The 25121-nt window shown below is 60.7% G+C and carries 23 protein-coding genes; 9 read left to right on the plus strand and 14 right to left on the minus strand.

Features of this window, described 5'->3' with window-relative positions; all coding sequences use genetic code 11:
- Window positions 1-296 precede the first annotated feature (296 nt).
- Complete coding sequence (locus A8O26_RS15330) at window positions 297-1634, minus strand: DEAD/DEAH box helicase (RefSeq protein WP_064118782.1); 1338 nt, start codon at window positions 1632-1634, stop codon at window positions 297-299.
- A gap of 52 nt (window positions 1635-1686) precedes the next feature.
- Complete coding sequence (gene yedA, locus A8O26_RS15335) at window positions 1687-2622, minus strand: drug/metabolite exporter YedA (protein ID WP_064118783.1); 936 nt, start codon at window positions 2620-2622, stop codon at window positions 1687-1689.
- A 163-nt stretch (window positions 2623-2785) separates the two neighbouring features.
- Between yedA and A8O26_RS15340 the strand changes: the two genes are divergently transcribed.
- The gene (locus A8O26_RS15340; protein ID WP_064118784.1) at window positions 2786-3241 is read left to right on the plus strand and encodes an Lrp/AsnC family transcriptional regulator; all 456 of its coding nucleotides are present in this window, start codon (window positions 2786-2788) and stop codon (window positions 3239-3241) included.
- A 128-nt stretch (window positions 3242-3369) separates the two neighbouring features.
- On the opposite strand, the gene A8O26_RS15345 is transcribed toward A8O26_RS15340, so the two are convergent.
- The 3 genes from A8O26_RS15345 to A8O26_RS15355 all read right to left on the minus strand — a co-directional run bounded on the left by A8O26_RS15345 (window position 3370) and on the right by A8O26_RS15355 (window position 5468).
- Window positions 3370-3975 (minus strand): 3'-5' exonuclease, encoded by a 606-nt coding sequence (locus A8O26_RS15345; RefSeq protein WP_064118785.1) that lies wholly within the window; start codon window positions 3973-3975, stop codon window positions 3370-3372.
- Between the two features lie 35 nt (window positions 3976-4010).
- On the minus strand, window positions 4011-4490 hold the full coding sequence (locus tag A8O26_RS15350; RefSeq protein WP_007949802.1) for a LabA-like NYN domain-containing protein: 480 nt from the start codon (window positions 4488-4490) through the stop codon (window positions 4011-4013).
- 216 nt (window positions 4491-4706) lie between these two features.
- A complete protein-coding gene (locus tag A8O26_RS15355; RefSeq protein WP_064118786.1) occupies window positions 4707-5468 on the minus strand; it encodes a DUF2076 domain-containing protein in 762 nt (253 codons plus the stop codon).
- Window positions 5469-5646: 178 nt separating this feature from the next.
- Here A8O26_RS15355 and A8O26_RS15360 point away from each other — a divergent pair, with 178 nt between their 5' ends.
- From A8O26_RS15360 to A8O26_RS15370, 3 genes are all read left to right on the plus strand, one after another.
- Window positions 5647-6321 carry a YciC family protein gene (locus A8O26_RS15360; RefSeq protein WP_064118787.1) on the plus strand — a complete coding sequence of 225 codons (675 nt, stop codon included), beginning with the start codon at window positions 5647-5649 and terminating at the stop codon, window positions 6319-6321.
- 75 nt (window positions 6322-6396) lie between these two features.
- Complete coding sequence (locus tag A8O26_RS15365; protein WP_064118788.1) at window positions 6397-7476, plus strand: endonuclease/exonuclease/phosphatase family protein; 1080 nt, start codon at window positions 6397-6399, stop codon at window positions 7474-7476.
- Window positions 7477-7553: 77 nt separating this feature from the next.
- The gene (locus A8O26_RS15370) at window positions 7554-8474 is read left to right on the plus strand and encodes a hypothetical protein (protein WP_064118789.1); all 921 of its coding nucleotides are present in this window, start codon (window positions 7554-7556) and stop codon (window positions 8472-8474) included.
- 117 nt (window positions 8475-8591) lie between these two features.
- On the opposite strand, the gene A8O26_RS15375 is transcribed toward A8O26_RS15370, so the two are convergent.
- The 4 genes from A8O26_RS15375 to A8O26_RS15390 all read right to left on the minus strand — a co-directional run bounded on the left by A8O26_RS15375 (window position 8592) and on the right by A8O26_RS15390 (window position 13076).
- Window positions 8592-9428, minus strand: a complete 837-nt coding sequence (locus tag A8O26_RS15375; protein ID WP_064118790.1) for an ABC transporter ATP-binding protein — start codon at window positions 9426-9428, stop codon at window positions 8592-8594.
- Window positions 9416-10219, minus strand: a complete 804-nt coding sequence (locus A8O26_RS15380) for an ABC transporter permease (protein WP_064118791.1) — start codon at window positions 10217-10219, stop codon at window positions 9416-9418. The genes A8O26_RS15375 and A8O26_RS15380 overlap by 13 nt, the downstream gene beginning before the upstream one ends.
- Before the next feature lie 10 nt (window positions 10220-10229).
- A complete protein-coding gene (locus tag A8O26_RS15385) occupies window positions 10230-11216 on the minus strand; it encodes an ABC transporter substrate-binding protein (protein ID WP_064118792.1) in 987 nt (328 codons plus the stop codon).
- Between the two features lie 369 nt (window positions 11217-11585).
- Window positions 11586-13076 carry an aldehyde dehydrogenase gene (locus tag A8O26_RS15390; RefSeq protein WP_064118793.1) on the minus strand — a complete coding sequence of 497 codons (1491 nt, stop codon included), beginning with the start codon at window positions 13074-13076 and terminating at the stop codon, window positions 11586-11588.
- A 221-nt stretch (window positions 13077-13297) separates the two neighbouring features.
- Between A8O26_RS15390 and A8O26_RS15395 the strand changes: the two genes are divergently transcribed.
- Complete coding sequence (locus A8O26_RS15395; protein ID WP_064118794.1) at window positions 13298-14212, plus strand: LysR substrate-binding domain-containing protein; 915 nt, start codon at window positions 13298-13300, stop codon at window positions 14210-14212.
- 59 nt (window positions 14213-14271) lie between these two features.
- Here the strand turns inward: A8O26_RS15395 and hrpB are convergent, their stop codons facing one another.
- Window positions 14272-16791 carry an ATP-dependent helicase HrpB gene (gene hrpB, locus A8O26_RS15400; protein WP_064118795.1) on the minus strand — a complete coding sequence of 840 codons (2520 nt, stop codon included), beginning with the start codon at window positions 16789-16791 and terminating at the stop codon, window positions 14272-14274.
- A 364-nt stretch (window positions 16792-17155) separates the two neighbouring features.
- On the opposite strand from hrpB, the gene A8O26_RS15405 reads away from it, so the two are divergent.
- Together A8O26_RS15405 and A8O26_RS15410 are read left to right on the plus strand one after the other, a co-directional pair.
- On the plus strand, window positions 17156-17575 hold the full coding sequence (locus A8O26_RS15405; RefSeq protein ID WP_034153788.1) for a hypothetical protein: 420 nt from the start codon (window positions 17156-17158) through the stop codon (window positions 17573-17575).
- Between the two features lie 12 nt (window positions 17576-17587).
- A complete protein-coding gene (locus A8O26_RS15410; RefSeq protein WP_064118796.1) occupies window positions 17588-18496 on the plus strand; it encodes a cation diffusion facilitator family transporter in 909 nt (302 codons plus the stop codon).
- Here the strand turns inward: A8O26_RS15410 and A8O26_RS15415 are convergent.
- Window positions 18490-19566 (minus strand): DUF6515 family protein, encoded by a 1077-nt coding sequence (locus A8O26_RS15415; protein WP_064118797.1) that lies wholly within the window; start codon window positions 19564-19566, stop codon window positions 18490-18492. The genes A8O26_RS15410 and A8O26_RS15415 overlap by 7 nt on opposite strands.
- A gap of 451 nt (window positions 19567-20017) precedes the next feature.
- Between A8O26_RS15415 and A8O26_RS15420 the strand changes: the two genes are divergently transcribed.
- Both A8O26_RS15420 and A8O26_RS15425 read left to right on the plus strand, forming a co-directional pair.
- Window positions 20018-20497 carry an Lrp/AsnC family transcriptional regulator gene (locus tag A8O26_RS15420; protein ID WP_007909658.1) on the plus strand — a complete coding sequence of 160 codons (480 nt, stop codon included), beginning with the start codon at window positions 20018-20020 and terminating at the stop codon, window positions 20495-20497.
- Between the two features lie 296 nt (window positions 20498-20793).
- A complete protein-coding gene (locus A8O26_RS15425; protein ID WP_007909655.1) occupies window positions 20794-21003 on the plus strand; it encodes a DUF2788 domain-containing protein in 210 nt (69 codons plus the stop codon).
- Here the strand turns inward: A8O26_RS15425 and A8O26_RS15430 are convergent.
- The 3 genes from A8O26_RS15430 to A8O26_RS15440 all read right to left on the minus strand — a co-directional run bounded on the left by A8O26_RS15430 (window position 20998) and on the right by A8O26_RS15440 (window position 25049).
- Window positions 20998-21633 carry a pseudouridine synthase gene (locus A8O26_RS15430; protein WP_064118798.1) on the minus strand — a complete coding sequence of 212 codons (636 nt, stop codon included), beginning with the start codon at window positions 21631-21633 and terminating at the stop codon, window positions 20998-21000. The two genes, A8O26_RS15425 and A8O26_RS15430, sit on opposite strands and share 6 nt — an antisense overlap.
- A gap of 73 nt (window positions 21634-21706) precedes the next feature.
- A complete protein-coding gene (amn, locus tag A8O26_RS15435; RefSeq protein ID WP_162130776.1) occupies window positions 21707-23206 on the minus strand; it encodes an AMP nucleosidase in 1500 nt (499 codons plus the stop codon).
- Window positions 23207-23399: 193 nt separating this feature from the next.
- Entirely contained in the window at window positions 23400-25049 is a 1650-nt protein-coding gene (locus A8O26_RS15440; RefSeq protein ID WP_064118799.1) for an acyl-CoA dehydrogenase family protein, read from the minus strand.
- Window positions 25050-25121: the final 72 nt, after the last annotated feature.

Here is a 25121-nt window from a genome sequence, read left to right on the forward strand (position 1 = left end):
GAGCCGACCGAGGTGTCTGACGTCATCCATCGACCTGAAGGACCGAGTCGATTATGGATTCGGCAAAGCACTTTCAGTAGGGCTGGCCGAGGTGTCTGACGTCATCCATCGACCTGAAACACCGAGTCGATTATGGATTTTGTCAGCCGACCGAGGTGTCTGCTGTCATGCATCGACCTGAAAGACTGAGCCGATTGTGGATTCACAACAGTCGGACCAGGTCGGCGTAATTCCGAATATCCCCCAATCAGTCCCCTCTCCCCCTGGGAGAGGGTTAGGGTGAGGGGCTTTTGACTTTAAGGCTTACGCTTGCGAGGTCCAGTGTTAAACACCGGCACTTTACGCACAGGCTTGATCGATGGCTCCGGCGCCTGCGTCTCGCCACTGTCCACCCACTTGCCCAGATTACGCTTGCCGCCACCGCCAGAAGCTTTCGGCTTCTTCGGTTTCTTCGGCTTCTTGATCACCTGACCACTGGCGTCGGTATCCGGCACGCGGTGCTCAGGTTCGAAATCCGGTTCGTTCTGACGCTTCAAGGTCTGCCGCGTCAGCATCTCGATCGCCGACAACATGTTCACTTCATCCGCACAAACCAACGAGATCGCCTCACCGGTCGCGCCCGCTCGGCCGGTACGACCAATGCGGTGGATGTAGTCTTCAGCCACGATTGGCAGATCAAAGTTGATCACCAACGGCAAGTCTTCGATATCCAGTCCCCGCGCTGCAACGTCGGTTGCGACCAGAATCTGCACTTCACTGAGTTTGAAACGATCCAGCGCGCGCTGACGGGTTGCCTGCGGCTTGTCGCCGTGGATACCGTCGGCATTCACACCGAGGCCCTGAAGTTTTTCCACCAGCGCATCGACACCATTACGGGTCTTGGCGAACACCAGCACCTGCTTCCACTTGTTCTTGCGCATCAGGTGCACAAACAGTTCGGCCTTGCGCTTCTTATCCACCGTCACGATCCACTGCTTGACCGTATTGGCGGCGACGTTGCGCGGGCTGACTTCAACGCTCAGCGGATCGTTGAGCATTTGCCCGGCCAGCAGGCGGATATCATCGGAAAAGGTCGCGGAGAACAGCAGGGTCTGGCGCTTTTTCGGCAGCATGCGGTAAATGTTCGCCAGCTCTTCGGAGAAGCCCAGGTCGAGCATACGGTCGGCTTCATCCAGCACCAGAGTCTGCAACTGATCGAGTTTCAGCGCGTTCTGGCGGAACAGGTCGATCAGGCGACCCGGCGTGGCGACCAGCACATCGACGCCGCCGCGCAGCTTCATCATCTGCGGATTGATGCTGACACCGCCGTAAACCGCATAAGTGCGCAGCGGCAGGTTTTCGGCGTACTGGCGCACAGACTCATGAACCTGCTCGGCCAGCTCACGGGTCGGCACCAGAATCAGCGCACGCGCCGAATTGGCAGCGACTTTCGGCCCTTCCATGCTCAGCAACTGCAGCAGCGGCAAGGCGAAACCGGCGGTCTTGCCGGTGCCGGTCTGGGCGGCAGCCATCAGGTCACGACCCGCCAGCACGGCCGGAATGGCTTGCGCCTGAACCGGCGTCGGGGTCTGGTAGCCGAGCGTCTCGAGGGAGCGCAGCAAGGGTTCGATCAGGCCAAGGGTGGCGAAAGTCATGGGAGTACCGTAGGAAAAAATGACGCGGGCATGCAATGCCGCGCAGTTTACCCTAATTCGTACGCTGTTCTTCGCGAACGGCTGTCGGCGCTACGATCGGCGGCTGTGAAGGACGGCGCCACTGCGGCAGCCCGATCAACACCACAGCGCTGATGATCACCAGCATCGCCAGCGCTTCCTCGATCCCGATGGTCTCGCCGACAAACACAATCCCCAGCAACACCGCGACCGCCGGGTTGACGTAGGCATAACTGGTCGCTGCCGCTGGACGCACGTGCTTGAGCAAATACATATAAGAGTTGAAGGCGATGATCGATCCAAAGAAGATCAGGTACGCCAGCGCCAGCCAGCCTTCAACTGGCGGCATTGCTTGCAGACGCTCGCCACTGACGGCGCTGCCGATCAGCAGCACCACACCGCCGACCAGCATTTCCACGGCACTGGCCATGGCGCCCTGCGGCAACGGCAAATGTCTGCTCCACACCGAACCGAACGCCCAGGCTGCCGCCGCGAAAATCAGCAACGCCGCGCCCATCGGACTCGATTGCAGGTTGGAGCCCATGTTGAGCATGGCAATACCGACAATCCCCAACGCCACACCGGCCCACTCCAGACGCGTATTGCGCGCGCCCCAGAAATATCCGCACAGCAGCGTGAACAAAGGCACGGTCGCCACCGCCAACGCCGCTACACCAGAAGCCACGCCGGTGTGCTCGGCCACACTCACCGCGCCGTTACCGAAACTGAGCAGCAAAATCCCGATGATCCCCGCCGCTTTCCATTGCGCCCAGGTCGGCGCCGGTGCCCCGCGCCAGCGCAGGAAGGCGTACATCAACGTGCCAGCGATCACGAAGCGCACACCGCCAAGCATCAGCGGTGGCCAGTATTCGACGCCGATGCGGATCACCAGATAGGTCGATCCCCAAATCACGTACAACGCAAAAAACGCGGCGATCAGCGGCAAGGAAAAACGGCGCAAGGCAGGCATGGGCAGCTCAAATATCAGGCTCTCGGGATTAGTTATTCTAGAAAGGCTTGCGGGCAAAAATAAGTTACAAAACCTGTTTATAGCGCCGGTACACTTTAGAAATCACGGAGATCGGTGGAATAAACCACGATTTCGAAAGTCTGGCATTTTCAGGAGTCCGGCCTTGGACAAATACGACCGCATGCTGCTCAGCGCCCTGCTGGAAAACGGCCGCGCGTCCTACGCCGACCTCGCGCGCAAAGTGAACCTCTCCGCCCCGGCCGTCGCCGAACGCGTGGCCAAGCTTGAGGCAGCCGGGGTGATCACCGGATATGAGGCAAAAATCGACCTGTCGAAAATCGGCCTGCCGATCCAGTGCATGATCGAATTGCGCCTGCATCAGAACGGCAGTCAGAAGGTCTACGACGAGCTGGTGAAAATCCCGCAACTGACCGAGTGCTTTCGAGTGACGGGCGATCCGTGCGTGATGATGAAGGCCGCGGTGGGATCGATGACGGAGCTGGAGGAGTTGATCAATCGCGTGGCGAAGTTTGGCTTCAGCAAGACGTCTATTGTGCTGTCGAGTGCGATCGAGAAGCGCGTGCCGTTAGGCCAGATCGAAGGCAACGGCAAATCCTGAAGACGATGATTCCCCCTGTGGGAGCGAGCCTGCTCGCGAATACGGTTTTTCATTCAACATTGATGTTGTCTGATACACCGCTTTCGCGAGCAGGCTCGCTCCCACAGGGGTTTTGTACTGGGTTCAGGTCAGCGGTAGCGCTGCAAATGCTCGGTGACTTTCGCGGCCGGGACTTTCTGCAATTTGCACAGCAGCTCATGCGACAGCTCGCTGACGCCGTGCTTGCGGCGCAACTCCTCCGCCAGATGCGCCATCAGATTCGCCGCCATCTCCGCATCCGCCATCGCCCGGTGAGCCTGCCCCGTGTGCGGCAAACGCGCAAAAGTGGTCAGCGTACCGAGCTTGTGATTCGGCGCCGCAGGCATCAACCGGCGCGCCAGTAACAACGAACAGGCAAAGTTCTGCAACCGCGTGCGTTTGATCCGCCCCAGTTCAAAGTCCCAGAACTTCTGGTCAAACGAGGCGTTGTGCGCCACCAGCGGCGTGCAGCCGACAAACTCGTTGACCTCGTTCATCACCTGTTCGGCCGGCGGCGCGGTACGCAGCATGGCGTTGCTGATGCCGGTCAGTTGTTCGATGAATGCGGGGACGCGCACGCCAGCGTTCATCAGGCTCTGGTAACGCTCGACGATGCGGCCGTTTTCCAGCATGACCACGGCGATTTCCGTGGCGCGGCAGCTGCTGTTCGGCGAGAGGCCGGTGGTTTCAAAGTCGATGACTGCAATGCGTTCCAAACCGGGTTCAACTCCGTACAAATCAAATTTTCTGCTTAATTCTTCAGCAGCAGCGCGCCTTCGATCGGCACGTAACGGCTGGCGGCGCGGATCAGCGAATTGGCGGTCAGGCCCGGCACGCCGTAGGCGACTGCTTGTACGCCGTGCTTGCTGATGATGCGCTCCAGTAGCATGTCGAAATCACCGTCACCGGAGGCCAGGACGATTTCGTCGACGTGGTCGGCGGCGTCCATGATGTCGAGGGTGATGCCGACGTCCCAGTCGCCCTTGGCCGAGCCGTCGCTGCGCTGGATGTAGGGCTTGAGCTTCACGGTGAAACCGAGGTTGCGCAGGATCTGCTGGAACTGCTGCTGCTTGCTGTCGCCACGGTCGATCGCGTAGGCGTAAGCCTCGACGATCTGCCCGTCCTTACTGATGTCGGCCCACAATGCGGCGTAGTTGAAGTGACAACCATAGGCCTGACGCACGGTGTAGTAGAGGTTCTGCACGTCGGCGAACACTGCGATTTTTTTCACCGGAGTTCCTGTGGGCGCGCAAGCGCACGAAGCGGGATCGGGCGCGGGGCCCGAAAAAGGCGCTCAGTATGCCAGTAAAAACCACTGTGGCGAGGGGGCTTGCCCCCGTTGGGTTGCGTAGCGACCCCATCTTTTCAAAGAAAGGCCTGCTGCGCAGTCCAACGGGAGCAAGCTCCCTCGCCACAGTGTTTGTGTTGCCTGGTGATTGACCGTTGGTCAGACGAAGGAATCGTCGTCATCGAAGAACGATGAGTTGTCGTCGCTGCTGTAGTCAGTGTCGGTGAATCCGCCCTGGTCGTTGCCAGAGAAGCCGTTATCGGCCACACGCTGATCATCGCCCCAGCCATTGTTGCTCTGGTCAGCGACCTGCGCCGGCTCTTCCTTGATCACTTCAACGATTTCTTCCGGCTGCTGATTGTGATGGAACAGGCTGCTGATGCCCTGCGCCAGCATCACGCCACCGGCGACACCGGCGGCGGTTTTCAAGGCGCCACCAAGGAAACTGCTGCCCGCTGCCGGAGCCGCTTGCTGAGCGTAATTAGGCGGTGTTGCGCCGAAGTTCTGTTGTGGTGCTGGAGCGCCGAAGTTCTGCTGCGGGGCCGGTTCACGCCAGCCGCCAGTCGACGCCGGGGCGGCACTTTGGGTCGGCGCCGGACGCGAACTGCCACCAAAAATGCTCGACAGGAAACCACCGCCGCCGCTGGATGCCGGCGCGGCACTCTGCGCCTTGGCCGATTGCAACTCGGCCTGCAAACGCTGGACTTGCTGAGTCAGTTGTTTGTTCTGCTCATCGAGGCTCTTGAGCGCCGCCTCTTGCACCAGAATCGCCTGGGTCATGAAATAACCTGCCGCCGGTTGGCGCGTCAGGTGTTCCTTGATCCGCGTTTCAGCCTGGGCGTCGCGCGGGGCTGCCTCCGTTTCGGCCTGTTGCAGCCGGGAAAACAGTCCATCGATCAGGGTTTGCTCTTCGCTGTTCATGGCGACCTCGTAGATTGCCGGGGATAACGTTGCCCTCGTCCACGTTGGCCGAGGTGCTCTCCTGTAATGGAGGCGGTGACAAAACGTTTCAATGACCTTTACCGAATGTTTACGTTTGTGTCGCGCCAGCCATCATCGGTTAAAGTGAGCCACTGTTTTCGACCTGCGATACCGACCGATGAATGCCCTCGAAGTACTGCGCGACTCTCTGTATTTTTTCAAACGCCATTTGGGCAGCATCGTGCAGTTGTGCCTGCCGCTGGTGATTTTCGAAGCGTTTTTGCAACAAGTGGTCGACCACGCCAGCGGGCCGGAAAACATCTCGGCGATCAGTATCGTCGTCGGTCTGCTGGTGTATCCGCTGTACACCGCCGCCCTGATCCTGTTCCTCGATGCGCGCAGCCGTGGCGAGGCGCCGCGCAACCGTGATCTATTGGCGATGGCCGCCACCCTGTGGCCACGTTTCGCCCTGCTCACGGCGCTGAACACCTTGCTGATTCTGTTGGGCCTGTCGCTGTATTTCCTTCCGGGTCTGATGTTGATGGTCATGCTCGCGTTCGGCGAATACCTGCTGGTGCTGCGCGGCATGGGACCGTTGCAGGCCATGAAAGAAAGCCTGCGCCTGACCCGCGGGCACTTCTGGCGGATCCTGCTGTGCATTCTCTGCGTGATGACGCCGCTGTGGTTGCTCAAAGGCGCGACGCTGGCGGTCTACCCCGAACCGCAGAATCCTGTGATCGCGATATTGATCGACAGCGCTCACAGCTTCCTGCAACTGTTCACCAGCGTGGTGCTGTTTCGCCTGTTCATGCTGATCAGTGAATTGCCCGACAAGCGTGATGGCGCACGCTGACCGCTCTGCGCTTGGGCTTCGCGCCCGCGCTCAGGTATGCTCGGGGCCACTTTCTGTAACGCTATAAGTCGAGCCATGACCCGCCTACTGCGCTACACCCTGTTGCTCGTTGTGCTCGCCATCGTGCTGATCGGCGGGCTGATGTTCAGCCTGACCTGGCGCCCCGACGCCCGCGAAACCCTGCCGGTCAGTTGCACCGCCACCGCGCCGACGCTGGTGCCCGGGCAAGCGCTGAAGGTCATGACCTGGAACGTGCAGTTTCTGGCCGGCAAGCGTTACGTGTTCTGGAATGATCTGGCTCAGGGCGATGATGAAGCGCCGACGCCGGAAGACATGGCCTTCAGCCTCGACGAAGTGGCGCGGGTGATCCGCGACGAACAGCCCGATATGGTGCTGTTGCAGGAACTCGATGACGGCGCCAAGGCCAGCGACTATCAGGACCAGCTCAAACTGTTGCAGGAACGCGTCGCCGATCTGTACCCGTGCAGTGCCAGCGCTTTCGACTGGAAAGCCGACTTCGTCCCTGATCGGCATATCTTCGGCAGCGTCGGCCGACAACTGGCGACCCTGAGCCGCTACCGCATCGAGCACGCCGAACGCCTGCAATTGCCGGTGGCCTCCGCGAATATCATCAGTCGTCAATTCCAGCCAAAAGACGCCCTGCTCGCGACCAAACTGCCCTTGAGCGATGGCGGCCAACTGACTGTGTTCAATACGCACCTTGAGCGCGCCAGCCAACCGGATGACACCGCGCAGGCACAAGTGAGCGCCGTGGCCAAAGTGCTCGACAAGTACGAGAGCCAAGGCCTGCCGTGGCTGATCGCCGGCGACTTCAATCTGTTGCCGCTTGGCCAGTACCACCGCCTGCCGGCCGAACAGCGCACGCCCTACTCCGCCGACAGCGAACTGCATCTGCTGTGGGACAAATACCCGATGATCCCGACCAACAACGAAGCCAGCGGCATCGACCGTGCGCAGTGGCTGACCCACTATCCCAACGACCCCGGCCTGAATGGCCCGGACCGCACGGTCGATTACCTGTTCTACAGCCCGAAGATCAAACGGGTCGAAGCGACGGTGCGCCAGGACGATACCCTGCGCATCTCCGATCATCTGCCGGTGATCGCGCGCTTCCTGTTGCCGGCGGCGCCCTAGCGACGGACGTGCGCAAACTGTCGGGCCAGCCCCACCGAACATGGCGTCAGCCGCCGAATTGAAGAAATGGAACTCGCATGAAAATCTTACTGGTGTGCAAGGACATCGGCGGTTACGCCAGCAAACTCGCCGACTATCTGAGGCGTGACAACGATGTGTGCTTCATCGATACATCGTCGCTGTCCAACCGCTTTGATCGAGCCCCGAAAATCATCCGCCGCCCGCTGAAGCGCTGGGCGCAGTTGCGCCAGTTCAAGAAGCGCCTCGGTGCATCTGCGCATTTTGACGTCGCGTTGATCATCAACCCGGCGCAAATCGAGCCCAGGCAACTGACCGCCGGCCTCAATGCCAGCGCGCGCAAGATCGCCTACCTCTACGACAGTTTCAGTCGCTGGCCGATGACCCGCGAAGCGCTTGCCGGCTATGACGAGGTGTTTTCCTTTGATCCGCAGAATGCTGAAAGCTACGGCCTGAAAAAACTCTACAACTTCATCTACGACGACTACAGCGCCGACGGCGCGCCCGGTGAATATTCGGCGTTTGTGGTGATGGCGGGCAAGGATCGGGTGCCGGCACTGGCCGGCCTCGCGCAGGAGTTCGATCGCCTCGGAGTCACCGATTACAAGTTTCTGGTCCAGTGCAAACCGGTCTCGGGCGCGCATCCGGGCATCACCTTTTTCGAGCAGAGAATGTCGCTGGAATCGGTGGGTGAGCTGGTCAAACGCTCGCGGATCATTCTCGACATTGCCAAGCCCGGTCAGGCCGGGTTGAGCTTCCGTTTCTTCGAAGCCATGGCCTCACGGAAAAAAGTCATCACCACCAACCAGAGCGTAGTCGACTATGACTTTTACAATCCGGCGAACATTCTGGTGATTGACGAGGCCAATCCGGTGATTCCTGAACGGTTCATTACGGATCCGTATGTCGACGTGCCTGAACACATCTACCAGAAATACACCCTGCAGGGATGGGTCAAAACCGTGTTTGCCCTGCCGTGAAGTCACATTGTGGGAGCGAGCTTGCTCGCGAATGCGGTGCGTCAGGCAATAAATACATCGACTGACACTACGCCTTCGCGAGCAAGCTCGCTCCCACAGGTGTTGTGTATCTCCGCATTAATGCACTTCTTCCAGGTCGTCATGCAGCAGCCCGAAGATCTGCCGTTTCATGTCGATGAACGAGCGCTCCATGACCATGTCCAGTGAGCGCGGACGCTCGATCGGCACATCGAGAATCTGCTTGATCCGCCCTGGTTTCGCGCCCATCACATAGACCCGGTCGCCGAGCAGAATCGCTTCGTCGATGTCATGGGTGACGAACAGCACGGTCTTCTTGCTGTTGCCCCAGACCCGCAGCAACAACTGCTGCATCTGCAAACGCGTCTGGCTGTCGAGCGCGCCGAACGGTTCGTCCATCAGCAGAATCTGCGGGTCATTGGCCAGTGCGCGGGCGATCGCCACGCGCTGCATCATCCCGCCCGACAGCTGCTTGGCGTAGTTGTCGGCGAACCCGGTGAGGCCGACTTCGTTGACGTAGTAATCGACAATCTCCTTGCGCCGCGCCGCCGGCATGCCGCGGCGTTTGAGGCCGAACTCGACGTTCTGCCGCACCGTCAGCCACGGGAACAACGTGTAACTCTGAAAAACCATGCCGCGATCTGCGCCGGGACCTTGCACCTGCTGACCACCGACGTAGATCTCGCCGGAGGTCGGCTCAGCCAGGCCGGCAGTCAGGTACAACAGGCTCGACTTGCCGCAACCCGAAGGCCCGACCAGCACGGCAAACTGTTGATCCGGCACCTCAAACGAAACTTCTTCCAGCGCGGTAAAGGTGCCGCCGTCAGGCTTCTGGTAACGCAGGCTGACCTTGTCCACCTGCAAACGTGGCGCGGCTTGCGCCGGGGTTGCGACGGGTTCGATAAAACGATGATTGGCAGCTGTCACTGAGCCCATGCGGCAACCCTCAAGCGGAGAAAACGGAACAGTTGATCGGTGACCAGACCGAGCAGGCCGATGATCGCGATGGCGAGGAAAATCACGTCGACCTGAAAACCGCGCATGGCCTTCAGGCTCAGGTAACCCAAACCGCTGGAAGCAGCGACCAGTTCAGCCACCACCAGATAAGTCCAGGCCCAGCCCATGGTGACGCGCAAGGTGTCGAGTACACCCGGCACCGAGGCCGGCGCGATCACGTGCAACACCGCATCGCGGCGATTGGAACCCAAAGTGTAAGAGGCGTTGATCAAGTCCTTGGAAATACCCTTCGACACGTCGGCGATCATCACCAGTTGCTGGAAGAACACACCGAAGATAATCACCGACACGCGCTGCTCCAGACCGATGCCGATCCACAGAATGAACAGCGGCACGAACGAGGTCACCGGCAGGTAACGGATGAAGTTCACCAGCGGTTCAAGGAATGCCTGAACGATGCGGAAGCTGCCCATCAGCAACCCCAACGGCACCGCCACCAGCGACGACACAATAAAGCCGACCATCACCACTTCGACACTCGCCCACACATGCGTGCCAAGTGTGCCGTCGCGGCTCAGGCGCACGGCGGCTTCAACCACCGCGCCCGGCGTTGGCAGGAACATCCCCGGGACGATGCCGCCATAAGAAAGTCCGGCCCACAAGCCGACCAACAACACCCAGGCCAGAGCGCTGGCGCTCCACACCACTTGCACCGGCAAAGCGGTTTTCGGCGTGAGGCTGCGGCTCAGCCACGAATTGCGCTTGAACATGGCATACCTCCTAGAGCGGGCTGACGAAACGGTTGTCGACCAGCTCGTCGTTGCTGACGTTGTAAGGTTTGCCCTGCAGTTCGCTGGCGGTTTCGTTGGCCAGTTTGATCAGCGCTGCGCTGTCGCCCGGTTTGCCCGGCGAGCCGAGAAGTTTCTCGCTCATAGCCTGATCGTAGAAACGCACGCCTTGTGCGGCGGCAGCCAGCTCCTTCGGATCAGACAGGTAACCGCCGACGCCTTTGGCCATGATTTTGTACGCGTCTTCCGGGTGATCCTTGGTGTACTGCACGGCTTTGTACAAACCGGCGACCAGCGCCTTGACGTCTTCCGGCTGTTTTTCGATAACCGTGCAATTGAGCGCGACCACATCGACGATCACCCCGGGGGTGCTGCTGCTGTCGATCAACACTTTGCCTTGCTGCTTGTCGCGCACCATCGACAGATGCGGCTCCCAGGTCACCGCGGCGGGCACGCGACCGGCGATGAACGCGGTGGCGGCATCGTCAGCGGTCATGTTCTGCACGGTGATGTCGCTCATCTTCATGCCGTTCTTTTTCAGCAGATACGAGAGCCAGAATTGCGAGGTTGAACCCTCGTTGACCGCGACGGATTTGCCCTTGAGTTCTTGCAGGCTCTTCACATCCTTGCCGACCAGCACACCGTCGCCACCATGGCTGTCATCCAGTGCCGCGACCGCTTTGAAGCAAAACTGCGGGCGGTATTTGAGCACTTCATCGATGGTCGACGCCGAACCGGATAATTGCCCGGACGCCTGTGCGGCCATGTACATCGAGGCCTCTTCGACCACCGGCAATTCGACGGTCAGACCGTTTTCCTTGAAGTAGCCCAGGTCCTGAGCCAGATAAAGCGTGCCGTAGCCGACCCACGTGGTGTGGCCGATGGACAAGGTGCCGGCCTGGGCGCTGGTCGCGACCGTGGCGGCCAGAGCAGTAATTGCCAGAGGATGAGTGAGACGAATACACAAGGACTTGATCATGGAGCACTCCCGACGCTGTTGATTTAGTTTTGTCATGGGCAGTACGGTCGCCGGCCGTTGTGCAGTTGCTGCCGTTGGTCTCTCGCGGACGCTTGGGCGGACAAACTTCGGCTGGCGGGCAAGATCGATGGTGGCCCATGTGCGCGGTGAGGAAAATCAGGAAATTGTTGGCTGCAAATGATGAAAAAACTGGGTAGTGCGCACTGCTAAAGGGCGGCGATTGCGCGGGTGCGCGAGGTGGGTGCATGTCTGGAGAAATGCTTTGAACGGGCGAACGCATTCGCGAGCAGGCTCGCTCCCACAGAGGATCTTCGGTGTGGCATAGATCCAGTGTGGGAGCGAGCCTGCTCGCGAAGGGGCAACTCGGTGTCAGCGCAACTGAAACCAGGTAGTTTTCAGCTGGGTGTATTTGTCGAGCGAATGCAGCGATAGATCCCGGCCAAATCCCGATTGTTTGCCGCCGCCGAAAGGCACCGTCACATCCAGTGCATCCACCGTGTTGACCGATACCGTGCCTGCGCGTAACAGCCGCGCCACACGATGCGCGCGGTTGAGGTCATCAGTCCACAACGACGCCGCAAGCCCGTACACGCTGTCATTGGCCAGTCGTACAGCCTCGGCCTCATCATCGAACGGCATCACCGCCAGCACCGGGCCAAACACCTCTTCACGAAACAACGGCATGTCCGCCGTTACGCCAGTGAAAATCGTCGGTTCAATGAAGTTGTCCGAGCCGTTGAAGCGCCGCTGCTGACCGCCACAAACCCGGGTCGCCCCTGACTGCTCGGCACTGCGAATAAAACGCATGATGCCCGACGTCTGTTTGTGGTCGACGATGGCGCCAGCGCTGCTCTGCGGATCCAGCGGATCGCCCGGCAACCAGAGCTCGGCCTGGGCTTTCAAGCGTTCAACAAACTCATCATGAATCGAACGTTCCACCAGCAGTCGCGAGTTGGCCGAGCAGACTTCCCCCTGATTGAAGAAGATGCCGAACGCAGCTTTCTCCGCCGCCAGATCCAGATCCTGACAATCGGCGAACACCAGATTGGCGCTCTTGCCGCCGCACTCCAGCCACACCTGCTTGAGGTTCGACTGCGCGGAGTACTGCATGAAATATTTGCCGACCTGGGTCGAGCCAGTGAACACCAGACAATCGACATCCGCGTGTAAACCCAAGGCCTTGCCGGTTTGCTCACCAAGCCCCGGCAAGACGTTCAGCACACCCGGCGGCAGCCCTGCTTCCAGCGCCAGCTCGGCTAGACGCAACGCCGAAAACGGTGACTGCTCGGCTGGTTTGAGGATCACCGAATTCCCCGCCGCCAAGGCCGGCGCGAGCTTCCATGCGGCCATGTCCAACGGGAAGTTCCATGGCACCACGGCCGCCACCACACCCAGTGCTTCGCGGGTGATCGTCGCCAACACATTCGGCGCACTGGGGGCGAGCTGATCGTAAAGTTTGTCGATGGCCTCCGCGTACCAACGGAACACCCCGGCGGCGCCCGGCACGTCAATGTTGTAGGCATCCATCACCGGTTTGCCCATGTTCAGCGAATCGAGCAGCGCCAGTTCTTCGCGATGCGTCATCAGCAAATCAGCCAGACGCAGCAGCACTGGCTTGCGCTCGGCCGGCGGGCGTTGCGACCACGTCCCGGCCTCGAACACCTGTCGCGCATTGCGCACCGCCGCGTCGACATCCTCCTCGCCGCACGCCGCCACATTGGCCAGGCATTCGCCAGTCGCCGGGTTGATCGCGGCAAAGGTCTGCCCCGACAGCGCGGCGCAATGTTTGCCGTCAATCACGGCCTGATCGGGAAATTTCAATGCAACGGCGCGGCGCTGCCACTCTGCAAGCTCGAACACGACGGATGCTCCTGAGACGTTATTGTGCCTCGATGGTCGCTCAGGCCCGCATGGGCTAAAAATAGTAAAAATATCTTCGCAGGCAATAAAAACACTGGGCAATGACTTCCCCAAAATACCGCGCAGGTGGCTATGGTTGAGGGATAACAACATCGTCGCGCAACGGACGTGGCGGCGCACAAATTGCTTGGAAGTCGAGTCCGCTCGTCCTGAGGTTTGCCGTGGCCGCCTACAATTTGCGTCAGCTGAAATACTTCATCACCACCGTCGAATGCGGCAGCGTTGCCGAGGCTTCGCGCAAGCTGTACATCGCGCAACCGGCGATCTCCACGGCGATCAAGGCGCTGGAAGACAGCTTCGCCGTGCAACTGCTGATCCGTCATCACGCCCAAGGGGTTTCCCTCACGCCGAGCGGTGCGCGCTTTCTGCGCAAGGCTCAGGAACTGCTGCGCATGGCCAAGGAGTTCGAACAGAACGCCCTCGCCGACAACGACGTGGTCGCCGGACAGATCGATATCGGCTGTTTCGAAACGGTTGCGCCGTTGTACTTGCCGCAACTGATTGCCGGATTTTCGGCGCTGTATCCGGGGGTGAAAATCCGCATCCGCGACGGCGAGCAGCAAGAGCTGGTGCAAGGCCTGACCTCGGGGGCCTTCGATCTGGTGATTCTTTACGAACATGAACTCGACGCGACCATCCAGACCGAACCGCTGATGCCCGCGCAACGGCCGTATGCGCTGTTACCCGCTGACCATCGCTTCGCCGAATACAAGCAAGTGTCACTGCGCGATCTGTGTCTGGACCCGATGATCCTGCTCGACGTGCAGCCGAGCCGAACCTACTTCGTCAGCCTGTTTGAAGAGTTGGGCCTGACGCCGCGTATCGAGTTCAGCTCGCCGTCGATCGAGATGGTGCGCGGGATGGTTGGCCAGGGGTTCGGCTTTTCGATTCTGGTGACCAAACCGCATTCGGAATGCACCTACGACGGCAAGAAAGTCGTGTGCGTGGACATCGTCGAAGACGTTACCGGTTCAGGCCTAGTGGCGGCGTGGCTCAAGCGCGGGCAGTTGACCAAACCGGCGCAGCTGTTCGCCGATTATTGCCGCGAACAATTAACCGCCAAGACCCACCACTAAAAATCGGATCATGCCGCGAAAACCTGTGGGAGCTGCCGAAGGCCGCGATCTTTTGCTCTTCAGGTACCGCGCGGTTTCGCCCGTGCAGTCGCCTCGGCCACCAACGGATCATCCGGCCAATAGTGCTTCGGGTACCGCCCCTTCAGATCCTTCTTCACCTCGGCATAGGTGCTGCGCCAGAAGTTGGCCAGATCCTGCGTGACCTGCACCGGTCGCCGCGCTGGCGACAGCAGATGCAATTTGACCACCTGCCGCCCGCCGGCAATTCGCGGCGTATCGGCCAGCCCGAACAATTCCTGCAAACGCACCGCCAGGATCGGTGGGAACTCGCTGTAGTCCAGACGAATCGACGAACCCGACGGCACGCTCAAATGATGTGGCGCCAGCTCATCGAGCTTTTGCGGCAGCGGCCAGGGCAGCAGATTACGGACGATGCTCGACAGGTCCAGGTTGGCAAAGTGGCTGAGCCGCGAGACCTTGCCCAGATAGGGCATCAGCCAATCTTCAAGGGTATCCAGCAGCGTCGCATCACTGACATCCGGCCACTGACTGTCAGCCTGATTATTCAATTCCAACTGACGCAACAACGCCACCCGCGCCTGCCACTGGCGCAGCTCCGGCGTCCACGGCAGCAACTCCAGACCTTTGCGCCGCACCAGATTCACCAGCGCCTGACTGCGTGCATTTTCGTCGAGGCCGGTCAGCGGTTCGCGGCTCAGAACCAACTCGCCGACCTTGCGCTGACGCTCGGCGCGCAGCACGCCTTCGCGCTCGTCCCAGTCCAGTTGATCGACGTTGCGTACCTGTTCAGCGAGCACGGAATCAAACAGCGCCGGATCAAAATCAGCCGCCAGATAAATACGCTCTTCACGCTGACCCTGGCGGCTGCCGAGGTCGGCGATGACGATCCACGGCTCTTTCATCAAGCTGTCGGCTTCGGCGAACAGCGCCGCACGACCGTTGGCCAGACGATATTCGGCACCTCCGGCGCGCCGCTGTTGCGCAACGCGATCCGGATACGCCAGCGCCAGCAACGCACCGAGCCAGCGCGGATGATCGGGATCGCTGACCGGCTCGCTGGACTTGCCGCGCAGGTAACCGCGATATTGCCGCGCCAGTTGCTTAGCCCGTTGCACCCCGCCCTGCGCACTACGGGCCGCGCGTTCTTCACCGGACAGCAGGGCCAATCGACTGTGCAAATCCGCTCCGGCGCCGCGCAAGATATCGCGCTCACCGAGCAACGCGGCAACGTCGCACGCCATGGTGGCCAAACCCAGCGCCTGACCGCGCAACAACAAATGACCGATGCGCGGATGCGCCGGCAACTCAGCCATGGCCTGACCATGGGTCGTCAGCGCTTCACCTTCCAGCGCGCCAAGTCGTTGCAACAAATCCTGCGCCTGGGCATAAGCAGCGGCTGGCGGAACATCGAGCCAAACCAGTTCGCCCGGCGTCACGCCCCAGCGCCCCAATTGCAGCGCGAGACTGGCGAGATCCGCCGAGAGAATTTCCGCACTGCCGTAAGCCGCAAGCTGTTCGTGTTGATCCTGCGACCACAAGCGATAACAAACACCCGGTTCCAGTCGTCCCGCCCGGCCCGCGCGCTGAGTAGCGCTGGCCTTGGAAATTCGCTGGGTATCGAGACGCGTCATGCCGCTGCCAGGATCGAAACGCGGCACCCGCGCCAGCCCCGCATCGATCACCACGCGCACGCCGTTGATGGTCAGACTGGTCTCGGCGATGTTGGTCGCCAGCACCACTTTGCGCTGACCGGCCGGCGCCGGATCGATCGCCGCGCGTTGCGCATTGAGGTCGAGTTCACCGTGCAACGGGCACAGCAACACATCGCTGCGCTCGCCGATCGCGTCGGCCAATTGTTGATGCACGCGACGAATTTCCGCCTGCCCCGGCAGGAACACCAACAGGCTGCCGGTTTCGTCGTGCAGTGCTTCAAGCACGGTTTGCGTGACACGTTGATCGATGTATTCGCCGGGCTGAAACGGCCGCCCCCAGCGCATCGTCACCGGATACATGCGGCCTTCGCTGCGCAGGATCGGCGCGTCATCGAGCAATCCTGCCAGGCGCTCGCCTTCGAGCGTGGCCGACATCAACAGAATCTTCAGCGGCTGTTCAGCTCGAAACAGCTCGCGACCGTTCAGACTCAAGGCCAGTGCCAGATCGGCATCGAGGCTGCGTTCGTGGAATTCGTCGAAGATCAGCAGGCCCACGCCTTCCAGCGCCGGATCATCCTGCAAGCGGCGGGTGAGAATGCCTTCGGTGACCACTTCGATACGGGTGTTGGGGCCAACCTTGCTGTCGAGACGGATGCGATAACCGACGGTTTCCCCGACCTTCTCGCCCAGCTCACTGGCCAGCCGTTCCGCCGCTGCACGCGCGGCGAGACGGCGCGGTTCCAGCATCAGAATGGTCTGCCCGGCCAGCCACGCTTCATTGAGCAAGGCCAACGGCACGCGCGTGGTTTTACCAGCGCCGGGCGGAGCTTCGAGCACGGCTTCGTGGCGCGTCGCCAAGGCTTCACGCAGGGCGGGTAAAACTTCATCGATTGGCAAAGAAATCATGCTGGCTCCCCAGGGCGTGCCCACAGTAAATTGCGAGTCGCGTTAAAGTTGTGAGCGTGCCAGGCAAGGCGCGGGACGCAGGTAAGGGTCGTTTCCTTGCCAAGTCCCGCAACGCAGCATGGCGCGCTCACAGCTTTAGCCCGTAGGGCCGAACCCCGATAGGATTCATTAGCCTTCACGCGGTGTCGATCTGGAGAAAACAACTTCAATCCTCAACGTATTTCGGTAGGGGTGAGACGAGGCCGCAATTTACTGTGGGCACGCCCTGCCAGGCGCGAGTATAACGGCGAACTGCCGGGCGTTCGTCAGGGTCTTAATTCCAGACGACTACGCTTCGTTTTCAAATGACTCAGGAGATTTCCCCATGCGCTTACCTTTTCGCCTGATCGGCGGTGTACTGGTCGCCACCCTGCTCACGCAAATCACTGCGTGCGGTTCGATTTTCTATCCGGATCGTCGCGGTCAGATTGACGGCAAAGTCGACCCGGCGATTGCCGTGCTCGACGCCGTGGGCCTGCTGTTCTACATCATTCCCGGGCTGATCGCGTTTGCCGTCGACTTTGCCACTGGCGCGATTTATTTCGAACCGGGCCACACCGCGCAAATCGATCCGGCCAAGCTCAAGCAAGCCATCGGCCCCGACGGTCAGGTCGATAATCACAAGTTGCAGGCTATTCTCGAAAGCGAGCTCGGCAGAGACTTCCCACTGGATGACCCGCGCCTGATTCAACACAAGGGCAGCACTCAACAACTGGCCATGTTCGGCCTGCAACCTGCCGCATAAAAAGGAAACGCAATGACCTCCAGCCCCGAACACGCTCGCCTGCTACGGCTGGCGACCCGCGCCTCGGTGGCGGTCGCTTGCACGCTGATCGTCGCCAAAGCCATCGCCTGGTGGCTGAGCGGCTCGGTGAGCATGCTCGCCGGCCTCACCGACTCGGCGCTGGATGGCATCACCTCGATGCTCAATCTGCTGGCGGTGCATTACGCGCTGCGCCCGGCCGATGACGATCACCGTTATGGCCACGGCAAGGCAGAATCGCTGGCGGGCATGGCGCAGGCGTTGTTCATCGGCGGCAGTGCGGTGTTGATCGCGTTTCAGGCGTACGAGCGGCTGCACGATCCGCAACCGCTCGGCGCGCCATGGTTGAGCATCGGCGTGATCGTGTTTTCGCTGCTGCTGACGGCGGCGTTGCTAGTGTTGCAGCATCGGGTGATCAAACAGACCGGTTCCAACGCCGTGCGCGCGGATTCGCTGCACTATCGCTCGGACATGTTACTCAACGGCAGCATTCTGATTGCGCTGATTTTGGCCGGGTTTGGTTTTGATCAACTGGATGCGTGGTTCGGTCTGGGGATTGCTGCGTACATTCTGTGGAGCGCGATCCAGATCGCCCGGGAAAGTTTTTCGGTGTTGATGGATGAGGAGCTGCCGACGGACGTCAGTCAGCACATGCTCGAACTCGCCTGCAGTGTGCCGGGGGTGTTGGGCGCGCATGACTTGCGCACGCGGATCTCCGGCAACCACTGGTTCGTGCAGTTGCACCTGGAATTGCCGGGAGAGTTGACGCTGTCAGTGGCCCACGGCATCAGCGATCAAGCCGCCGATGCCATTCACAAGGCCTACCCGCGCGCCGAAGTGCTGGTGCACGCCGACCCGCAGGAAGTGGTCAAGTCTGAAGGGGCGCAAACCCGGCTTCAGTAGCTCACCTGATAACCGCGACTGCTCAGGCAATTACCCTGAGCCTGGCGGTACGCCTGAACCACTTCGGGCGCCGGTTGATACGTCGCGGTGCGCGGGTCGAAACCACTTTGCTGCACGGCGTACTGGTAGCACTGGTATCCGTCCTGCTGCACTTGCTCCGGCGACTGGCCGTTGGCCGGGTACGCTTCGACGTCATAACCTTGTGATTGCGGCTGAGGCTGTTGCTGCTGCACTGGCGGTTCGACCACCACGTAATCCTGCGTCGCTTCCTGGTACGCGTAATAGGAACCGGCGGCGAGGAACAGCAACGACCCCCCGATCCATACTTCACGGGCGTAATCGGGCAAGTACTGGATACGAATCCCACGCGGTGGCTGCACAACGATGTAGCGCGGGCCTTGCGGGCGATACCAGTAGCCGCCAGAGAAGAAGTAATCCTGGCCACGATACGGCACGCGGTAATCGCGATCCGGGAAGCGGTCGATCACATGCCCCGGCCGGTATTGCGGGCCCGACCCCCAACCGTTGCCGTGTCCATCGGGACGCCCCGGCCAGCGATTGTCATTGGGCCGGTTGTTGGTTTGCCAATGCTGGTTGTTGTAGCCGTTTTGCGGACGCTCGTCGCGGTAGTAGCCTTGGCGCGGCTCCTGAGTCTGGCGCACGGTGTCGGGGCGTGGCTGGATCGGCAGGCTGTTGGCCGGCAGTTGCGGCGGCGGTGGCGGCTGACGGACCGGGTTCGGGTTGTAGGCCGGGCGGTTCTGGTCGTGGTTTTGCCACTGGCCATTGTTGTTGTGCTGCTGGCCGTTGTGCTCGAACTGGCGGCTGTTGTCGCCACGAATGATCTCGTTGTTCTGCGGGCGCGGCTGATTCTGTTGCGGCTGGTTCTGCGATGGATTGTTCTGCGGGCGCGGCTGATTGTTGCCGCCATGCCCCTGATTATTGCCCTGATGATCCGGACCATGGCCACCGCCGTCCGGTCCACGATTCTGCGGCTCATCGGCAAGCGCTTGCGCACTGACACTCACACACAGCAAACCAACACCGGCCAGACGCCAGATGCGCGACTTCATGCTTTTTCTCACTGCGGGGCCTGTAAATGTAAGAGGGCTTGTCACTAAGACCGGGAATACCCACAACGGGTTCTGCAACAGGTTATCAGTCGCGCAACTTATTTATTGAGCGTCTGGCATGAAATCGCAGGCAAGAAAAAAGGGAGACCCGTCGGCCTCCCTTCTAGAGAACTTCGTCCTGGCTCGACGCTTTTGACGTCGGCTCACCTCACGCCGTCTTCTGGACAGTGTGCAGCTCGGGGGCCGGCACAACCCCGGTGGGGGTGGCGGCCGCGGCAGGCCGGATAGGGCGGGCCGCGTGGACTGTGTTACCGAGCAGTGATTCTGGTGATAAGAATAGGCCTGAGGCCGCGACAGAGGATTGCGAAGATTGCTGAAATAAACACCACTTGCGCAATTTTTAACCCTGGATAGATAATCCGCCGCAATAGTTACAACCAAGGACAGACTGATGAGCAAACTCGACCGTTACGACCTGAGCATTTTGGCGGAATTGCAGCGCGACGCCCGCATCTCCAACCAGGAGTTGGCCGAGCGCATCGGTCTGTCGCCCTCGCCTTGTTCGCGTCGGGTCAAACAGCTGGAAGACGACGGTTATATCTCGCGTCAGGTCGCTTTGCTCGATCGCAAGATGCTCGGGCTGAGCCTGACCGCGTATGTGCTGATCGGCATGGACCGGCATACGCCGGAGCGTTTCGAGAACTTCGAGGCGGCGATCCGGACGTTGCCGCAGGTGCTCGAGTGCAGCCTGGTGACGGGCGTGGATGCCGATTACCAGTTGAAAGTGGTGGTGCCGGATATGGATCACTATCAGAAGTTGTTGCTGGGGCATTTGACGCGGATTGAAGGCGTGACAAGCGTGCGCTCGAGCTTTGTGCTGAATCAGGTGCTCAACAGCACTGAATTGCCCCTCACCCATTTACGTAGTTGATCAAGGGCACCCTCATCGGAACGCCGCCCGCCCAGCCCTCTCCCGGAGGGAGAGGGGGCCGACCGTGAGATGCTGAAGAAGTACGCCGACCTGAGGGCTCTGCTGTGAATCCATAATCGACTCGATCTTTCAGGTCGATGTATGACGCCAGACACCTCGGTCAGTCCCCTCTCCCTCTGGAAGAGGGCTAGGGTGAGGGCTAAAGGCTTCGGATCAGACCCAGATCAATGCCACCCCACACACCTTGGCGTATACTCGCCGCGCCCTTTTAGCCGCGCCCAAGCCGGAGAAACCCAATGGATCCAGCATTATTAGAAGAGTGGATGATGACCGGACTGGTCAGCATCCTGATCATTTTCATGGGTTTCATCGTCTGGGATCTGGCGAAAAAGTCCAAGGCCGGGCGCTTTGGCTCGTTCATTCTGTTTTTCGTGCTGGGCCTGGGCGTGGCCGCGTTCATCATCAAGAGTGTGGTGATCGGCCTGATCGAATCCGGCGCTCTATAAGCGCGCCGGCACTTCTTTCCACTGACCTTGGTCGAGCCCTTCGATCGTCCAGTCACCAATCTTCACCCGCACCAGCCGTAATGTCGGCAGGCCGACTGCCGCCGTCATCCGGCGCACCTGACGGTTGCGCCCTTCGCGAATCACCAGTTCCAGCCATGAAGTCGGCACGGTCACGCGAAAGCGCACCGGTGGATTGCGTGGCCACAATTGCGGCTCATCGAGTGGCCGCGCTTCGGCAGGCAAGGTCATGCCGTCGTTCAACTCGACGCCATCGCGCAGACGCTGCAACTGCTCGGCCGTCGGCACGCCTTCGACCTGCACCCAATAGGTTTTCGCCAGTTTGTGTTTCGGATCAGCGATGCGCGCCTGCAACTGCCCGTCGTTGGTCAACAGCAACAATCCTTCGCTGTCACGATCAAGGCGTCCGGCCGGGTAGATACCGGGCACATCGATGAAATCCTTGAGCGTCGCCCGCCCTTCTCCGTCGCTGAATTGCGTCAGCACATCGAACGGTTTGTTGAACAGGATCAGTTTCGGCTCAGCCGGTGGTGCCTTGGCAACACGGCGTGGCGAGGACGACTGAGGCTTCGCGCCAGGGCGGCGGGAAGGTGGACGCGGGGGACGAGACATAGGGAGGGCAAACATTTAGCGATCAGGACTGACAATGCTAGTGCCCTGACCGCCAAATGACCACGACTAACCGTTAACGGAACGGCGGTTCGTCGAAGCTGCGCAGTTTGCGCGAGTGCAGCGAGTTGAGTTCGGTGCGCAGCAGGTCCACCGCTTCGATGCCGATCTTCAAGTGCTGGCTGACCGCGCGTTCATAGAAGGCGTTGGCCGAACCCGGCAGCTTGATTTCACTGTGCAGCGGTTTATCCGAGACGCACAGCAACGTGCCGTACGGCACCCGCAAGCGATAACCCTGCGCGGCAATCGTGCCGCTTTCCATGTCCACCGCGACCGCACGGGACAGGTTGATCAGCGGCCGTTCCTGCGCCCAGCGCAGTTCCCAGTTACGGTCGTCGTAGGTCAGCACGGTGCCGGTGCGCAGGCGTTTTTTCAGGTCATCGCCCTTCTCGCCGGTGACATTCGCCGCTGCTTGTTGCAGCGCCATTTGCACTTCGGCCAGTGCCGGGATCGGAATGTTCGGCGGCACCACACGGTCGAGAATGCCATCGCGACGCATATAAGCGTGAGCCAGCACGTAGTCGCCAATGGTCTGCGACTGACGCAGGCCACCGCAGTGGCCGATCATCAGCCAGCAATGCGGACGCAGTACGGCGAGGTGGTCGGTGATGTTCTTGGCGTTAGATGGGCCGACGCCGATGTTGACCAGCGTGACACCATGGCCATCGTTGGCGATCAGGTGATACGCCGGCATCTGGTAACGGTGCCACACGACACCGGCAGCGATTGCCGAGGCTTCGCCGTGATCCATGCTCTTTTCGATGATCACGTTGCCGGGCAAGACCATGCGCACGAAACGCGGATCGCTGCGCAGTTGCTCCAGACCATGGACGATGAACTGGTCGACGTAGCGGTGGTAGTTGGTCAGCAGAATCCACGGTTGCACATGACGCCAGTCGCTGCCGGTGTAATGCACCAGACGGCGCAACGAGAAATCCACGCGTGCGGCGTCGAACAGCGCCAGCGGCAGTGGATCGGTGTTTTCCCAATCGTAGAGACCGTCGGCGATACCATCGGTGGCGGCGGACAGGTCGGTGCTCGGAAACACCCGCGCCAGCACGGCAGCGGTGACGCCGGAGCCGGCGAGTTCATCGCCCTGCTCGACCACATACGGATACGGAATGTTTTGCTGGCTGACGCCGACTTCCACGGTCACGGTGAAGTCGTGCATCAACGGCACAAGTTGCTCGAGCAGGTATTTGCGGAACGCCGCCGGGTGGGTGACGGTAACGCTGTAAGTGCCCGGTAGTTGCACCTTGGCGTAAGCCCGAGTGGTCTGCGGGACTTCGCCCTGGCAGTGATAGGTCAGACGCAGTTCGGGATAACGAAACAGAGCACGCTGCGCAGCGTCGGGTTCGACGCGATCCTTGAGGTAACGCTTGAGCGCCGAGTTCAGCGCAGTGGTGGCCCGCTCATGCAGCTCGGCCAGACGGTCCACGGCTTGTTCGGCGGTTTGAACGACAATAAACGCTTCGGTCACGATCAGCTTCCTGTGTTCTGACTTGCAGAGCTTCATCTTGCCTGCATCGTCGCGTCACGGGAACAGTGGCGTTGTGGGTGTACCCAAATCTTCCCATCAACGGATATCCCCTGTGGGAGCGAGCTTGCTCGCGAATACGGTTTGTCATTCAACATTGATGTCGACTGATGTACCGCTTTCGCGAGCAAGCTCGCTCCCACAGGGTTTTGTGGTGTTGGGGAGATTGAGCTCAGAAGCCTTGCGGGGTTGAGCGGGCGACGAGGGCTTCGACGTCCAGCCCCCGCGGCAAGGCGCCGTAGACGCGGCCACCACCGCTCAGGCGGCTGGCAATAAAGGCATCGCTGACCACCGAATTGCCGGCCTCCAGCAACAGCTTGGCCTGCAACCCCAGCGCGATGTCTTCGGTCAACTGCCGCGCCCGGTATTGAATGTCGCTGGTGTCCTTGAACTGCACCTGCAACTGCTGAATATGCGCGGCCAATCGCTTGTCACCGTGCCCGTCGCCCAACTCGCTGAACAACACATCCAGCACACCCGGCTCTTTCGATAACGCGCGCAGTACGTCGAGGCACTGCACATTCCCCGAGCCTTCCCACGTCGAGTTCACCGGCGCCTCGCGGTACAGACGCGGCAGGATGCTGTCCTCGACATACCCGGCACCGCCCATGCATTCGGCGGCTTCGTTGATCATCGCCGGCGCGCGTTTGCAGATCCAATACTTGCCCACTGCTGTCACCAGCCGCGCGAATTGCGCTTCGTGGCGATCGTCCAGATGATCCAGCGCCTTGCCCATGCGCAAACTGAGGGCTAGCGCGGCTTCGCTTTCCAGGGCCAGATCGGCCAGCACGTTCTGCATCAACGGCTGTTCGCTGAGCAACTTGCCGCCGACCTTGCGGTGCGCGCAGTGGTGGCTGGCCTGGGTCAGCGCCTGACGCATCAACGCACTGGAACCGACCATACAATCGAAGCGGGTCATCGCCACCATCTCGATGATGGTTGGCACGCCGCGCCCTTCTTCACCGACCATCCACGCCAGCGCGCCCCGAAACTCCACTTCGCTGGAGGCATTGGACTGGTTGCCGAGCTTGTTTTTCAGGCGCTGAATGTAGAACTGATTTCGCGTGTCGTCCGGGCGATGCCGTGGCAGCAGGAAGCAGCTCAAACCCTTGTCGGTCTGCGCCAAGGTCAGGAACGCGTCGCACATCGGCGCCGAGCAAAACCATTTGTGCCCGACCAACTCATACGCCTCGCCCGGGCCACTGGCGCCGACCGGATAAGCCTTGGTGGTGTTGGCGCGCACGTCGGTGCCGCCCTGTTTTTCGGTCATGGCCATGCCGATGGTCACGCCGGCCTTGTGCGCCATGCCGACGTTGCGTGGGTCGTATTGGGTGGCGAGGACTTTCGGCAGCCATTGCTCGGCGAGGTTCGGCTGCAAACGCAAGGCCGGCACGCTGGCGAAGGTCATGGTCAACGGGCAACCGCTGCCGGCCTCGGCCTGACTGTGCAGATAACTCATGGACGCGCGGGCGACGTGTGCACCGTCCTGCGGATGGGTCCAGGGCATCGACGTCAGACCGTGCTCGATCGCCGTGCGCATCAGCTCATGATAGGCCGGATGAAATTCCACCAGATCGATGCGATGCCCGTAGCGGTCATGGCTGGCGAACGTTGGTTTGTTCTGATTGGCGAGGAACCCGGCTTCCATCAGCGCCCCGCCGGCCAGCGCGCCATAGGCATCGATCCGCGACTCGGCCCAACCGGCGCCGAACCTGCGCGACCACTCCTGCAACGGCAGGTCGATGCGGTACAGGTTGGTGCCGTCCAGCGACGGTGGCTGGTTGGTGACTTCGTGGGTTTCGGCGAACTGATGCAGGTTCATGACGGGGCTCCTTTGGGCAACCAAGGAACTCAGTTAAGCACCGCACCGAAAGCGGTCAAAGTGTCATATCAG

The sequence above is a fragment of the Pseudomonas fluorescens genome, assembly GCF_001648775.1.
GTDB lineage: Bacteria > Pseudomonadota > Gammaproteobacteria > Pseudomonadales > Pseudomonadaceae > Aquipseudomonas > Aquipseudomonas fluorescens_M.

Coding starts and splice junctions, on each gene's coding strand:
- A8O26_RS15330 (WP_064118782.1), bottom strand. CDS start 1,634: ATGACTTTCGCCACCCTTGGCCTGATCGAACCCTTGCTGCGCTCCCTC.
- yedA (WP_064118783.1), bottom strand. CDS start 2,622: ATGCCTGCCTTGCGCCGTTTTTCCTTGCCGCTGATCGCCGCGTTTTTT.
- A8O26_RS15355 (WP_064118786.1), bottom strand. CDS start 5,468: ATGAACAGCGAAGAGCAAACCCTGATCGATGGACTGTTTTCCCGGCTG.
- A8O26_RS15360 (WP_064118787.1), top strand. CDS start 5,647: ATGAATGCCCTCGAAGTACTGCGCGACTCTCTGTATTTTTTCAAACGC.
- A8O26_RS15365 (WP_064118788.1), top strand. CDS start 6,397: ATGACCCGCCTACTGCGCTACACCCTGTTGCTCGTTGTGCTCGCCATC.
- A8O26_RS15370 (WP_064118789.1), top strand. CDS start 7,554: ATGAAAATCTTACTGGTGTGCAAGGACATCGGCGGTTACGCCAGCAAA.
- A8O26_RS15375 (WP_064118790.1), bottom strand. CDS start 9,428: ATGGGCTCAGTGACAGCTGCCAATCATCGTTTTATCGAACCCGTCGCA.
- A8O26_RS15380 (WP_064118791.1), bottom strand. CDS start 10,219: ATGTTCAAGCGCAATTCGTGGCTGAGCCGCAGCCTCACGCCGAAAACC.
- A8O26_RS15385 (WP_064118792.1), bottom strand. CDS start 11,216: ATGATCAAGTCCTTGTGTATTCGTCTCACTCATCCTCTGGCAATTACT.
- hrpB (WP_064118795.1), bottom strand. CDS start 16,791: ATGATTTCTTTGCCAATCGATGAAGTTTTACCCGCCCTGCGTGAAGCC.
- A8O26_RS15405 (WP_034153788.1), top strand. CDS start 17,156: ATGCGCTTACCTTTTCGCCTGATCGGCGGTGTACTGGTCGCCACCCTG.
- A8O26_RS15410 (WP_064118796.1), top strand. CDS start 17,588: ATGACCTCCAGCCCCGAACACGCTCGCCTGCTACGGCTGGCGACCCGC.
- A8O26_RS15415 (WP_064118797.1), bottom strand. CDS start 19,566: ATGAAGTCGCGCATCTGGCGTCTGGCCGGTGTTGGTTTGCTGTGTGTG.
- A8O26_RS15420 (WP_007909658.1), top strand. CDS start 20,018: ATGAGCAAACTCGACCGTTACGACCTGAGCATTTTGGCGGAATTGCAG.
- A8O26_RS15425 (WP_007909655.1), top strand. CDS start 20,794: ATGGATCCAGCATTATTAGAAGAGTGGATGATGACCGGACTGGTCAGC.
- A8O26_RS15430 (WP_064118798.1), bottom strand. CDS start 21,633: ATGTCTCGTCCCCCGCGTCCACCTTCCCGCCGCCCTGGCGCGAAGCCT.
- amn (WP_162130776.1), bottom strand. CDS start 23,206: ATGAAGCTCTGCAAGTCAGAACACAGGAAGCTGATCGTGACCGAAGCG.
- A8O26_RS15440 (WP_064118799.1), bottom strand. CDS start 25,049: ATGAACCTGCATCAGTTCGCCGAAACCCACGAAGTCACCAACCAGCCA.